The organism is Gottfriedia luciferensis (genome assembly GCF_001712755.1).
GTDB lineage: Bacteria > Bacillota > Bacilli > Bacillales > Bacillaceae_G > Gottfriedia > Gottfriedia luciferensis_B.
In genome coordinates this window covers 60935-74242 of the sequence record NZ_MDKC01000033.1, presented here as the reverse complement: position 1 = coordinate 74242, position 13308 = coordinate 60935, and the positions used below count along the sequence as shown (strand labels likewise).

Genomic DNA, 13308 nt, shown 5'->3' with positions numbered 1-13308 from the left:
TTAACCAAAATCCAAGTTATGTGTTATACTAATTGCAGGGAGATAATAAACAGTATAACTTAATTGGGGGTTTACTTATGGTAAATGTAGCAATAAATGGATTTGGTCGAATTGGACGCATGGTTTTCCGTCAAGCAATTAAAAATGGAGATTATAATATCGTTGCAATTAATGCAAGTTATCCTTCTGAAACTTTAGCGCACTTAATTAAATATGATACAGTTCATGGCAAGTTTGATGGTGAAGTAATTGCAAATGCAGATCATTTAATCGTTGATGGTAAGCGTGTGGAATTAATTAGTGAAAGAAATCCTGAGTTACTTCCATGGAACGAGCTTAATGTTGATATAGTAATTGAAGCAACAGGAAAATTTAATGATGCTGAAAAAGCAAAAATGCACATCACTGCTGGAGCTCAAAAAGTAATTTTAACAGCACCTGGTAAAAATGAAGATATCACAGTAGTAATTGGTGTAAATGATGATAAATTAGACCTAGAAAATCATCATATTATTTCAAACGCATCTTGTACAACAAACTGTTTAGCGCCAGTTGTAAAAGTATTAGATGAGCAATTTGGTATTGTTAATGGATTAATGACAACTGTTCATTCATTTACAAATGATCAAAAAAATATTGATAATCCACATAAAGATTTACGTCGTGCACGTGCTTGCAGTCAATCAATTATTCCAACAACTACAGGTGCAGCAAAAGCATTATCTAAAGTACTTCCACATTTAAATGGCAAGTTACATGGTATGGCTTTACGTGTTCCTACTCCAAACGTATCACTTGTTGACTTAGTTGTTGACTTAAAGAGAGAAGTAACTGTTGAAGAAATTAATGAAGTATTTGAAACTGCTTCTAAAGGATCAATGCACGGAATTATCGAATATTGTAACGAACCATTAGTATCAATTGATTTTAATACTAATACACACTCTGCAATTATCGATTCTCTTTCAACAATGGTAATTGATGGTACAAAAGTTAAAGTATTAGCTTGGTATGATAATGAGTGGGGCTACTCAAGACGTGTAGTTGACTTAGTGTCAATCGTTGCTTCTAAAATAAAAAAGCTTGAAACTGTTTAATCATTAAAATCTTGTACTTATAAAAAATTGTAAACGAATACAAAAGGCTAACTAGTTTATCTGGTTAGTCTTTTTGAAGTTATATAACATATTAAGAAGAAATGTGAATTTATGACTAAATAAAAGAGGGATCTATGACTTAATATCTATTACATGAGGAACGTTGATTTTCACCTAAGAAGTCTTGATTTACAATACCAAATAACGATCGATCCCCTAAAAAGCATGTACCCTTCGTTTCCCTGCTATACATGCATTTATCGCACTTTTAGACTTATTTTCTTCACAATTAATTCAGTAAATAACAAAAAAATAAAATTTATCTTGCAATTCAAATTTAAAAAAAGTATACTAACTTTCGTGAACTTCTAAAAGTATAACTAATTACTTAAAGGGTTAGGACCTCTTTGGACTAACTTTCCCCCGTGGTAGTTGATCATACTTTCGCAATAGAAGTCATGACAAATTATTTTAAGGGGGAAATGAATATGGATACTATGGGTCGTCACGTCATTTCAGAATTATGGGGTTGTAATACAGAAAAATTAAATGATATGAAATTTATTGAGGAAACTTTTGTTGATGCTGCGTTACGCTCTGGTGCAGAAGTTCGTGAAGTTGCTTTTCACAAGTTCGCTCCTCATGGCGTTAGTGGTGTCGTAATCATTTCAGAATCACACTTAACTATTCACAGTTTTCCTGAGCATGGTTATGCAAGTATTGATGTTTACACTTGCGGTGATAGAATTGATCCGAATGTAGCTGCAAACTTTATCGCTGAAGCTTTAGAAGCTGATACTCGCGAAAACGTTGAGTTACCAAGAGGAATGGGTCCCATTCAAGTTGATAATGTAAAAATTGTAAATGGTAACTAAAAAGAATTGAGAGAGGTGATTTTTCATCTCTCTTTTTTGTTTTGTTAAATTGATTTAAAGAGTTTGGTATAATGCTGCATTTAGGCTAAATTTTGGAGCTAAAATCAGATTATCTAAACAAACTTGTTTTCAATAATCTTTACATAGTAAAAAAATATTTTCATTAAATTAAAATAAAGAAGTTTTGAACGGCTTATTATTAAAATTGTTTAACATCAACATAATATTAATTTTTTATTGATAATTTCCAACTCGTTGAAAAAACTTTAATTTATCAAGAGTGTTGAAATATATTAGAGTCAATATGAAAAGTATGAACATTAAGTTTAAGTTTTTACAAGAGGCTCTGAAACTCGTTGATTAAAAAATGTTTTTTATGTTTTTAATTGACTTAATAATGATTTCGCTAAGAAAAAATTATTTCAGCTAAAGAGCAATGTCATAAAGGGGTTTACCATATTTTATAAATTTGTATAAGTAGAATTTGAATTTTGGGTACATTTTTTAGTCAATAAAAGACAATTATTTAAAATGATCATTATTCTAATGATCTAAAGATTAATTTTTATATTTGAAGAGTTGATTGGAACGAAGGGATGTTCGACTCCTATGGGAGATGCAGGAAGGGTGAGACCCCGCAGGAACGAGGAGGCTCAGCTCATGCCCCATGGAAAGCGAGCATCTCGTAGTGAAAATCAACAAGGCATTCTTATTTAATTGACAACTTCTTTTTTCGACAGCATGAAATAAACTTTAGTTTATTTTGAATTTGTTATAGTATAGAGTTATAATAATACGTTTAAACAATTAAGTGTTTGGAGTTGAACTATAACGATGAGATGTCCAACGTGTAACTTTAATGGGACAAGAGTACTTGATAGTAGACCAGTAGATGAAGGTCGTTCAATTAGAAGAAGACGTGAATGTGAAGAATGTCAGCATCGTTTTACAACTTTCGAGCGAGTTGAAGATAATCCTATTTTAGTTGTAAAAAAAGAGGGAGCTCGTGAAGAATTTAGTAAAGATAAGATGTTAAGGGGTCTGATCAAAGCGTGTGAAAAACGCCCTGTCTCTTTATCTCAGCTAGAAGATATTATTCATAGCATTGAAAAAGAACTGAAAAATAGTGGCACATCAGAAGTTCCGAGTGAAGTTCTAGGTGAAATGGTCATGGAGCATTTATCTAAAGTAGATGAAGTTGCATACGTACGATTTGCATCAGTTTATCGTCAATTTAAAGATATTAATGTATTCATTGATGAATTAAAAGATTTAATTAACAAAGAGCGAGGTAAAGACGAATAATACTTCGCTCTTTTGATACAAGAAAGGAATGTTTGAATGTCTATTGATAAGCAACACTGGATGGATGTTCTACCTGCGGATCCTTATACTGTAATGGCAGCTGGGTATTTACATAATTTTCATAGGCAAGTATTGACGATGTTGTATCAACCAATAATTGGTAGTCAAGCTTTAAGTTTATATATGACGCTTTGGAGTGAATGTGAACAAACGGACCTTAATCCTAATACTTTAACACATCATTCTTTAATGCTTGGAATGAAAAGTAATTTAAAATCAATTTATGAACAAAGATTAATCCTTGAAGGAATCGGCTTACTTAAAGTTTATGAAGGATTTGAAAATAGTACAAAAAAGCTTCTGTATGAGCTTCAATCTCCGCTAGATCCTCATTCTTTTTTCGAAGACCCTATCCTAAATATTTTTCTGTTTAAAACAATTGGAAAAACACAATATCAACGAACCAAAACCTTTTTTAGTAGACAGGCATTTTCGAAAGAAGGGTTTCGTGAGATTTCACGTTCATTTGATTCGGTATTCCAGGCAATTACAGTTGAGCAATTAAATGAAATTCAGCAAAGTAACGATCTTTCTACGGCAAATGATCGTAGAATTTTACAAGACAATCAGCCAATTAAAATATCTGTCAAAATGGAAGAGTTTGACTATGCTCTATTTTTAGATGGACTTTCAGATTCATTTGTTCCAAAAAGAGCATTTACTACAGAAGTAAAAGAAACAATTTTAAAACTTGCATTTTTATATGGAATAAATCCAATTCAAATGAAAACGATTGTTATGCGCTCATTAAATGAAGATAATAAAATCAATATTGAGACGCTTCGACTTGAAGCAAGAGACTGGTATCAATTCCAACATCATGAAGCGCTGCCTACTATTGTGGAAAAGGTTCAACCGATTCAGCATAGACAAATGATCAATGAGCAGCCATCAACTCAAGAAGAAAAATTAATTCATTGTTTCGAAACAATTTCTCCTCGCCAGTACCTTAAGGAGATATCGGGTGGAGCTGAACCAAGTGAAGCTGATTTGAAAATTATCGAAGAGATTATGATCGATCAAAAGCTTCTACCTGGGGTCGCAAATGTGTTAATTGACTATGTAATGATCCGTTTAGATAAAAAACTTTCTAGAAATTACGTAATTAAGATAGCAAGTCATTGGGCGAGAAAAGGTGTAACAACAGTTAAACAAGCTATGGATCTTGCCCGTAAAGAGTTTGAAGAAACTAAACAAAGTGCAACTGCTGCAAAAACTCGCTCAAGTAATAGACGAAATAAAACAATTCGAACTGAGATTGTACCTGACTGGCTTCAATCGAGTGAGTCGAATGAATCACAGACTGCACCGGCAACAATCAATAACCAAAACGATTCTTCGATAGATGAAGAACGAAAACGATTAGAAAAAGAACTAGAAATGTTTAAAAATAAAAAGAAACGTTAAATGGGAGGACGCTAATGGAACCTATTCAAAACGCATTTAGTGCATTAATGAAAAATAAACAATTCCAGGACACATTTCAAAAAATGCGACAAGAAGTCCGTAGTCACCCAAAAATCATTTCATTTTTAGCTGAGCATAAAAATGAAATTACGGATCAAATGATTGATAGTAGCTTAGTTAAGCTATATGAGTATATTGGACAAAGTGTAAATTGTGAAGATTGCCCATCTTTTAATGAGTGTAAAAATATGGTGCATGGTTATCATCCTCATTTGATTATTCAAGGAAAACGTATTGATGTTCAATATGATCGTTGTCCAAATGGTGTCAAACATGATAAACGCAAAAAACATGAGTCATTGATAAAATGCATGTACTTACCAAAGGATGTTCTTCAAGCATCTATGTCAAACTTGTCTTTAGAAGACCCTGGCCGTTTTGAAGCAATTTCTGCTGCTAGACAGTTTATTATGAACTATGAAAAAGGAAAAATGGCTCAAGGTTTATATTTACATGGTCCATTTGGGGTTGGAAAAACGTATATTCTTGGGGCTATAGCAAATGAACTAGCAGAGGAAGAAATAACTTCAATGCTCGTTTATTTACCAGAATTTTTACGCGAACTAAAAAGCTCTATTAGTGATGGCACATTAGAGGAGAAAATTGAAGCTGTAAAAAAAGTGGAAGTTCTTATGTTAGATGATATTGGTGCAGAGCAAATGTCTAGTTGGGCAAGAGATGAAATATTAGGCACAATACTTCAATACCGCATGCTAGAAAAATTGCCTACCTTCTTTACATCGAATGCTGATTTAAATCAATTAGAGCATCACTTAACATATTCTCAACGTGGAGAAGAAGAAAGGGTTAAAGCAGCACGTATTGTAGATCGTGTTAAGTTTTTAGCCAAACCAGTTAAAATTTCTGGTTCAAATTTAAGACATTCATAAAAAAATCAAAAAATGGCGTAAAATCACAAATTACTAAGTGATTTTGCGTCATTTTTTAATTATTTCTTTAATATATATAGGACTAGGTGGTGCTAGAAAGGGGGGAACAGGGTGATTGAAATTTTTTTCAATGAACCCATTGACGCAGCTTATGTCTACGAACGATTACAAAAACGTTTAAAAAAGCAATCGAGACCATACATTTTACGAAGACACAAAATCAATACAATTTTAATCACATTTCCTCAAAACACTGAAGATTTAATAAAAAGTATTTTAGTTCCGACACTAGTACAATTTATTTTACTTCAAAAAGAAGATAAGTGGATTCAATCCATTTTACATACATCTTTTTTCTATGAGGAAGACGAGCAAAATCAAATCATACCTATTGCACAATCATTATTAAGAGGAACTAGAAGAAGCATACCAAACCAGAAAAAAATTCGTAGAAGTAAGAATCTAGTTTCTTATGCACTTTCTGAGTATTTAAAAGATGGAGTAAATTTTAGCTTCGATTCATTTATTACTTTTCGTTTGAAGGAATATTACAAGCAGTTAGCTTATGTTTGTGAAATTGCAATAGATGAGTACAAATTAGAAAACGAATACCAGAATCTTATTGAGAGTTTAAGACAGCAGGTACTTAAAACGGATGCGCTTATTCCACATGTGCATATAGTTTTTGACGGGAAATTTAGCGTATATGATCATCTATTTTTACCACTTACTAAAGATGTATTAAAAGAATATGGCAAACAAGTGGAAAATAGAGAGTATATTGATAACGAATTAATTTTGCCCTTAACAGCAATTGCACCTAAAAGAATTCATTTATACACTTCATCAGTCGATATTTCATTAATCATTACACTCCAAAATATCTTTCAAGAAAGAGTCCTAATACATACATTACAAGAGTTTTCACAGGAAAAATTGAAATGAAAATTTATAATTTAAAAAAGCATTGTCATAAATAAGTTTCTTTGATATAATAAATTTCGTTGCGAACAAAGCATACGAATATTGACAACATCATGTCGCTATGTTATAGTAACGAAAGAAAAGAATACTTATTTGTTGAAGAAGAAGCACCCGCTTCTCACCTGGATGACGCTACAAGCTGTTATCAGGTAACAGAATCATTAATTACTTTGATACTGTCAGTGTGGGTGTATTTATATACCCACACTTTTTTGTTGGGTTATGATTGCTTCAACGAAACAAATTAAGATCATTCTTACAATACCTTGGAGGTGTTTTACTATTAGCAAAGACATGATGGTAAACGATGGAATTCGTGCTCGTGAAGTTCGATTAATTGGTCCTAACGGAGATCAACTTGGAATCAAGACAAAACAAGAGGCTCTTGAGTTAGCTTCGAATGTTAATCTTGATCTAGTGATGGTAGCACCAACGGCAAAACCACCTGTATGTCGTATTATGGACTACGGAAAATTCCGATTCGAGCAACAAAAGAAAGACAAAGAGAGCCGTAAAAACCAAAAAATTATTAGCATGAAAGAAGTTCGTTTAAGTCCTACAATTGATGAACATGACTTTAACACAAAACTTCGTAATGCAATTAAGTTCTTAGAAAAAGGCGATAAAGTTAAAGCGTCTATTCGCTTCAAAGGACGCGCTATTACGCATAAGGAAATTGGACAACGAGTACTTGATCGTTTCTCAACTGCTTGTGCAGAAGTTGCAACTGTTGAGTCACATCCAAAAATGGACGGTCGTAGTATGTTCTTAGTCTTAGCACCTAAAAACGAAAAGTAATTTATTTGAGGAGGAAACACGATATGCCTAAAATGAAAACTCACCGTGGTTCAGCAAAACGTTTTAAAAAGACTGGATCAGGTAAATTAAAACGTGGTCGTGCTTACACAAGCCACTTATTCGCTAACAAATCTACAAAAGCAAAACGTAAATTACGTAAAGCTTCATTAGTAAGCAAAGGCGATTTCAAACGTATCCGCTTTATGCTTACAAACATGAAATAAGAACGATAAACGTATTAGATAGATATCTAGGAGGGAAACAATATGCCAAGAGTTAAAGGCGGTACAGTTACACGCGCTCGTCGTAAAAAGGTTATTAAATTAGCAAAAGGTTATTACGGTTCTAAACATACATTATTCAAAGTTGCAAACCAACAAGTTATGAAATCATTAATGTATGCTTACCGTGACCGTCGTCAAAAGAAACGTGATTTCCGTAAATTATGGATCACTCGTATCAACGCGGCTGCTCGTATGAACGGACTTTCTTACAGCCGTTTAATGCACGGATTAAAATTAGCAGGTATCGAAGTTAACCGTAAAATGTTAGCTGACCTAGCTGTTGCTGACGAAAAAGCATTTGCTGAATTAGCAAACGCTGCAAAAGCTAACTTAAAATAATTCGTTTAAAAAATCCTTAACATTTGTTAAGGATTTTTTTCACTTTAAAGGATAAATTGGCAACGAGGAAGTTAATTCGACGTGGTATCCAATTTTAGGAATAAAGTATAAGTGCAACTAAACCTCTGTCTTCGCCTTTAGGCTTGCCAATAGGCAAGTTTTCTTTATTTTAATAATTTTTTAAACGAAACTAAATTCTTTTTTCATGTTAGTAACGTTTGATTCATGACAATATTTTGTGAAACCAGATGGAAATGAAAACTCTTTTTCTAACGAATTTATTTCTGTCTCATTATTATTCTGTACAGCTTTTTGAAGTCTTTTTAAGTAACTTCTACCTAGCTCAATTCGAGTAGCAATCTCTTCTATATTTGATGAAACTTGACCGTGGCCTGGAACTAACAATGAGAATTCAAACTTACTAATTAGTTCTTCTGCCTTATCTAATGTATTGTAGTAACTTTTTACACTATCAAATACAATCGGAAGTTCAAAATCAGATAAATAATCCCCTGTAACCCATATACCTAAATTTTCAATATAAAGGAATAAACCATCTTTAGTATGTCCAGGAGAATGATAAAATCTTAATGTTGTTTGTCCGATTTTAATTTCCTGGCCATCTTCACTAATAATTAAATCAATTTTTGGAAATTGTATTGGCTGAGCATAATTAATATAATTATCATTGTAAAATTGACGGATTTTTGATAGTTTAATCTCTTTTTCAGGATGGTTATGTAAATTTTCACTACCAATCGTTTTAGCGTTAGGAAATGCATAATAACCTATAATGTGATCAAAATCTCCATGTGTAAAGTATAAATAAATTGGTCGTTCATTTTTAATTGATTCAACAAATTCCTTTATTTCATTGATTTCATGCGGTAACCAAGTTGGATCAACAATAATGATACAATCGTCGGTTGCTACAACGGTTGAATTTGTTTGAAATAATGCACTTTGAAATACAGTAATATTGTCATTTTGATATAAAATCATTTTGAATTACTCCTTTAATTTTTAGAAAATTATGTTGATACTTAATATTGTATCAAATAATAGAAAAAACCTTAATGAATTAACTACAAATGTGTAGTTCATTAAGGTTATAACTATAATGATTATCTTGGAAAGAAATTTGGCTTAACAATTGTATCATCGTATCGTTTATGAAAAACATGGGTTGAAGCAGGCGACATAGGCGGAATTAACCACTTCCAATTACCCGTTAATTCACGGCCACATGATTCTTCTTGTTTTTCAAATTGGAGAAATTGCTGTGCGGCAGAATGATGATCAACAATACTAACACCATTTTTTTTATATGAATATAAAACGGCAATATTTAATTCAACTAATGCACGATCTTTCCAAAGTGTACTGTTTCTATTTGTATCTTGGCCGATAATTTTTGCTACTTTCGGCAATAGATTGAAACGAAATTCATCAGCAAGATTTCGAGCACCGATTTCCGTTCCCATATACCATCCATTAAATGGGGCAGCACTATAAGATATACCACCAATCTCTAAAATCATATCTGATATCATCGGAACAGCATACCATTTAGTATTTAGAGGGGAAAAATCATATTCAGGATGTTCGATAGGTACTTCGAGTACAAATTCATTTGGGATCGTAAAATAGTTTGGTTCATGATTGTCTAAGGAATAAACAATGGGCAAAATATCGAAGTTAGTACCATTTCCTTTCCAACCAAGACTCTCACATGCCTCTGTAAATTCAATCGATTTTGGGTCTCCAATTATTCCATTTTCTGTTTCGTAGCCAGCATAGCGTATCAGCTGGTGATTATGGATTTTAAGAGTGTTATTTGTTCCTAGATTTGGTTTGAAAATTGTAATTGTAGGTAGAATCTTACCTGAATTTGTTGCATAGCTTATATGATGTAATATTTCGTGCTCTATACTTTTATCATCGTTAATATGGCGAGCATCTAAAACATGAAGCTTATCCCAAAATAGTCTACCGATACAGCGGTTGCTATTGCGCCACGCCATTTTCGCGCCGTGCTCTAATTCCTCATAAGTATGAGTGTAAAAACCAGTATCTCGAATTTCAGCTTCGATACTTTTTAATCGTTTTTCTATTTGATCGGATTTATCGAGTTCCTTATAGCATTGTGATATAAAGGAAAATGCTTCTTTATATAAAGCGGAAGTTGTTATCATATTAATCTCCAGATGGTTAATTTTAAAAAAACTAGTAATTATTTATAAGCTTCATTATTATACCCCACAAACAATTAGGAGAAAATTAATATAAAATTTATATGTTTTAATACGAGGGCTGAAGAACTATCTAAAAATTTTGTCAAAAGGAATCCCAAATTGTATAATGTTATATGTACATAATCTTATTTAAAAAAAGGATGGATGAGTTTGTCTACTTTAGATGCAAAGTTACAAATGTTAAAAGAACTAACAGATGCAAACGGCGTAGCTGGATTTGAACATGAACCACGTGAAGTAATGAGAAAATATATTACACCACTTGCTGATGAGGTTGTAACTGATAATTTAGGAAGCTTAATAGCAGTTAAAACCGGAGACCCAAATGGTCCAAGAATTAAAGTTGCTGGACATCTTGATGAAGTTGGATTTATGGTTACACAAATTGATGACAAAGGATTTTTGCGTTTTCAAACAATTGGTGGCTGGTGGTCTCAAGTAATGCTTGCTCAGCGTGTTACCATTTCAACAAAAGAAGGTAATATTACAGGTATTATTGGTTCGAAACCGCCTCATATTATGAGTGCAGAAGCAAGAAGAAAAGTAGTAGACATTAAGGATATGTTTATTGATATCGGTGCTTCAAGTAAAGAAGAGGCATTAGAATTTGGCGTTCGTCCTGGAGACCAAGTTGTTCCATATTTTGAATTCCAAACGATGAAAAATGAAAAATTATTATTAGCAAAAGCATGGGATAACCGTATCGGTTGTGCTATTGCAATTGACGTTTTAGAACAATTACAAGGCCAAGCACATCCAAATATTGTATTTGGAGTTGGAACAGTACAAGAAGAAGTAGGACTTCGTGGTGCAAAAACATCTACATATAAAGTTGAACCAGATATAGGTTTTGCATTAGATGTCGGTGTTGCAGGTGACATGCCAGGTGTATCTGAAAGAGAAGCACAAGGTAAATTAGGAAAAGGCCCACAAATCGTTTTATATGATGCATCAATGGTGTCTCATAAAGATTTACGTGAATTTGTAGTAAATGTAGCAGATGAAATTGGAATTCCATATCAATACGAATCGATGCCTGGCGGAGGAACTGACGCTGGTTCAATGCATATTACTATGAAAGGTGTTCCAGCATTAGCAATCACAATTCCAACGAGATATATTCATTCTCATTCTGGTATCCTTCATCGTGATGACTATGAAAATACAGTTAAATTAATCGTAGAAGTAATCAAACGATTAGATCGCGAAACAGTGGAGCGTTTAACATATAACTAAGAAAAAAAATCCCTCATTTATTGAGGGATTTTTTTTATAGTACCTTTTGAAGCTCTTATGAGAAACTAAATTACACCATCTGCCTTTTTTACATCCTCATGAATCTTACTTGATAAAGTTAATTTTCATATCTCCGAAAAAACCTTATTTATAAAGGGTTTTTTTGCTTCTTCTACTTACCTAACCAACCTGATATTCCCACTTTTTTCTTCTTTAACGTTATCGAACTGAAACAAATTGTATTATTCCTATAACTTGTTTGAAATAGTTTTGTCATATCTTATTGTTATCATGAATGCACGCTTTTCAAATAAGGATACTCGGAAATATAGTTTGAAAAATGGTTTCTTACGGAATTTTTTAAAGCTAATAAATAAAATTTAGACTCCAATTTTGTAGATGGAGTTTTTAAGGAGCCAAGACTTAAATAGTACTTGGCTGATTTTTTTTATAGGGAGAATCCTTATTTCATAGATAGAGAAGCAAAATAAATAAAAAGTTTTGAGGTGAGTTAATGAAAGCGAAAGTTAAAGTGAAAAACGTAACAAAGGTTTTCGGTAAGTCTCCTAAGAACGCCATAAAGTTACTAGAAAAGGGTTATTCAAAAAAGCAAATATTAGAGCAGACAAACTCAACAATCGGGGTAAATAATGCAAGCTTTGAAATATTCCCGGGTGAAATTTTTGTTGTAATGGGACTGTCAGGTAGTGGTAAATCGACTTTGATTCGAATGCTCAATCGATTAATTGAACCAACTACTGGACAAATCTTAATCGATGATGAGGATATTGTAAAAATGAATCCTCAGCAGTTAAGAGATGTTCGTCGTAAAAAAATTAGTATGGTTTTTCAAAATTTTGCTCTGTTCCCACACAAGACAATTCTTGAAAATACAGAATATGGTTTAGAAATACAAAATATTTCACAGGAAGAAAGAACAGAAAAAGCTCTGAAGTCATTAGAAATAGTAGGCTTAAAAGGATATGAGCATCAGTTCCCATCACAATTAAGTGGTGGTATGCAACAACGTGTTGGCCTTGCAAGGGCACTAACAAGTGACACGGATATTTTATTAATGGATGAAGCATTTAGCGCGCTCGATCCATTAATTCGTAAAGATATGCAGGACGAATTATTAGAACTGCAAGAGACGATGAAAAAAACGATTATATTTATAACACATGACCTTGATGAGGCCCTTCGAATTGGAGATAGAATTGCTCTAATGAAAGATGGTAACATCATGCAAATTGGTTCTCCTGAGGAGATCATGGTAAATCCAGCCAATGAATATGTTGAACGATTTGTAGAAGATGTAGACCTATCAAAAGTTTTAACGGCGGCTCATGTGCAGAAGCGTGCTGAAAGAATTACGCCTGACCGTGGACCACGTGTAGCTTTACAAGTAATGCGAGACCAAGGATATTCAAGTATATTTGTTGTTGATCGTAGACAAAAGCTGCTTGGAGCCATTACTGCTGATGATGCTTCAAATGCGCTTATTAAAAATAAATCGGTAGAGGAAGCTATGCAGAAGGAAATTGTGTCTGTTTATGAAGATACTTTATTAACGGATGTAATTGGAGCACTTGCAACATCTGTACTACCATTAGCAGTTATAGATAAAAATGATCGATTAAAAGGTGTCATTATCCGTGGAGCAGTAATCGGTGCATTAGCGGGTAAAACAGACGATTTAAATATAAAGGGAGGTTAAA

13 protein-coding genes and 1 other annotated feature are annotated in these 13308 nt (G+C 33.0%); of the genes, 11 read left to right on the top strand and 2 right to left on the bottom strand.

Going from position 1 to position 13308, the window contains the following annotated elements:
- Positions 1-77 precede the first annotated feature (77 nt).
- The 9 genes from BED47_RS16855 to rplT all read left to right on the top strand — a co-directional run bounded on the left by BED47_RS16855 (position 78) and on the right by rplT (position 8099).
- Positions 78-1097, top strand: coding sequence for a glyceraldehyde-3-phosphate dehydrogenase (locus BED47_RS16855; protein WP_029715263.1), 1020 nt, complete (start codon positions 78-80; stop codon positions 1095-1097).
- Positions 1098-1585: 488 nt separating this feature from the next.
- The gene (speD, locus tag BED47_RS16850) at positions 1586-1972 is read left to right on the top strand and encodes an adenosylmethionine decarboxylase (RefSeq protein WP_025568423.1); all 387 of its coding nucleotides are present in this window, start codon (positions 1586-1588) and stop codon (positions 1970-1972) included.
- A gap of 834 nt (positions 1973-2806) precedes the next feature.
- Positions 2807-3277, top strand: a complete 471-nt coding sequence (gene nrdR, locus BED47_RS16845) for a transcriptional regulator NrdR (RefSeq protein WP_025568424.1) — start codon at positions 2807-2809, stop codon at positions 3275-3277.
- Between the two features lie 36 nt (positions 3278-3313).
- A complete protein-coding gene (locus tag BED47_RS16840) occupies positions 3314-4744 on the top strand; it encodes a replication initiation and membrane attachment family protein (RefSeq protein WP_049813521.1) in 1431 nt (476 codons plus the stop codon).
- Positions 4745-4758: 14 nt separating this feature from the next.
- Positions 4759-5694: a primosomal protein DnaI gene (gene dnaI, locus BED47_RS16835; RefSeq protein ID WP_025568426.1), complete on the top strand. Its 936-nt coding sequence runs from the start codon at positions 4759-4761 to the stop codon at positions 5692-5694.
- 111 nt (positions 5695-5805) lie between these two features.
- Positions 5806-6639: a sporulation protein YtxC gene (gene ytxC / locus BED47_RS16830; protein ID WP_025568427.1), complete on the top strand. Its 834-nt coding sequence runs from the start codon at positions 5806-5808 to the stop codon at positions 6637-6639.
- Between the two features lie 132 nt (positions 6640-6771).
- Positions 6772-6898, top strand: a sequence feature (ribosomal protein L20 leader region).
- Positions 6899-6972: 74 nt separating this feature from the next.
- Entirely contained in the window at positions 6973-7476 is a 504-nt protein-coding gene (gene infC / locus BED47_RS16825; RefSeq protein ID WP_069034593.1) for a translation initiation factor IF-3, read from the top strand.
- Positions 7477-7499: 23 nt separating this feature from the next.
- Positions 7500-7700 (top strand): 50S ribosomal protein L35, encoded by a 201-nt coding sequence (gene rpmI / locus BED47_RS16820; RefSeq protein WP_025568429.1) that lies wholly within the window; start codon positions 7500-7502, stop codon positions 7698-7700.
- A 42-nt stretch (positions 7701-7742) separates the two neighbouring features.
- Entirely contained in the window at positions 7743-8099 is a 357-nt protein-coding gene (rplT, locus tag BED47_RS16815) for a 50S ribosomal protein L20 (RefSeq protein ID WP_025568430.1), read from the top strand.
- Positions 8100-8279: 180 nt separating this feature from the next.
- Here rplT and BED47_RS16810 read toward each other — a convergent pair whose 3' ends face one another.
- Both BED47_RS16810 and BED47_RS16805 read right to left on the bottom strand, forming a co-directional pair.
- A complete protein-coding gene (locus BED47_RS16810) occupies positions 8280-9101 on the bottom strand; it encodes an MBL fold metallo-hydrolase (protein ID WP_025568431.1) in 822 nt (273 codons plus the stop codon).
- 122 nt (positions 9102-9223) lie between these two features.
- On the bottom strand, positions 9224-10294 hold the full coding sequence (locus BED47_RS16805) for a nitric oxide synthase oxygenase (RefSeq protein ID WP_025568432.1): 1071 nt from the start codon (positions 10292-10294) through the stop codon (positions 9224-9226).
- Positions 10295-10498: 204 nt separating this feature from the next.
- On the opposite strand from BED47_RS16805, the gene BED47_RS16800 reads away from it, so the two are divergent.
- Positions 10499-11590 carry a M42 family metallopeptidase gene (locus BED47_RS16800; protein ID WP_439097792.1) on the top strand — a complete coding sequence of 364 codons (1092 nt, stop codon included), beginning with the start codon at positions 10499-10501 and terminating at the stop codon, positions 11588-11590.
- A 514-nt stretch (positions 11591-12104) separates the two neighbouring features.
- Positions 12105-13307 (top strand): quaternary amine ABC transporter ATP-binding protein, encoded by a 1203-nt coding sequence (locus tag BED47_RS16795; protein ID WP_025568434.1) that lies wholly within the window; start codon positions 12105-12107, stop codon positions 13305-13307.
- Position 13308 lies beyond the last annotated feature (1 nt).

Coding starts and splice junctions, on each gene's coding strand:
- BED47_RS16855 (WP_029715263.1), top strand. CDS start 78: ATGGTAAATGTAGCAATAAATGGATTTGGTCGAATTGGACGCATGGTT.
- speD (WP_025568423.1), top strand. CDS start 1,586: ATGGATACTATGGGTCGTCACGTCATTTCAGAATTATGGGGTTGTAAT.
- nrdR (WP_025568424.1), top strand. CDS start 2,807: ATGAGATGTCCAACGTGTAACTTTAATGGGACAAGAGTACTTGATAGT.
- BED47_RS16840 (WP_049813521.1), top strand. CDS start 3,314: ATGTCTATTGATAAGCAACACTGGATGGATGTTCTACCTGCGGATCCT.
- dnaI (WP_025568426.1), top strand. CDS start 4,759: ATGGAACCTATTCAAAACGCATTTAGTGCATTAATGAAAAATAAACAA.
- infC (WP_069034593.1), top strand. CDS start 6,973: ATGATGGTAAACGATGGAATTCGTGCTCGTGAAGTTCGATTAATTGGT.
- rpmI (WP_025568429.1), top strand. CDS start 7,500: ATGCCTAAAATGAAAACTCACCGTGGTTCAGCAAAACGTTTTAAAAAG.
- rplT (WP_025568430.1), top strand. CDS start 7,743: ATGCCAAGAGTTAAAGGCGGTACAGTTACACGCGCTCGTCGTAAAAAG.
- BED47_RS16810 (WP_025568431.1), bottom strand. CDS start 9,101: ATGATTTTATATCAAAATGACAATATTACTGTATTTCAAAGTGCATTA.
- BED47_RS16805 (WP_025568432.1), bottom strand. CDS start 10,294: ATGATAACAACTTCCGCTTTATATAAAGAAGCATTTTCCTTTATATCA.
- BED47_RS16800 (WP_439097792.1), top strand. CDS start 10,499: ATGAGTTTGTCTACTTTAGATGCAAAGTTACAAATGTTAAAAGAACTA.
- BED47_RS16795 (WP_025568434.1), top strand. CDS start 12,105: ATGAAAGCGAAAGTTAAAGTGAAAAACGTAACAAAGGTTTTCGGTAAG.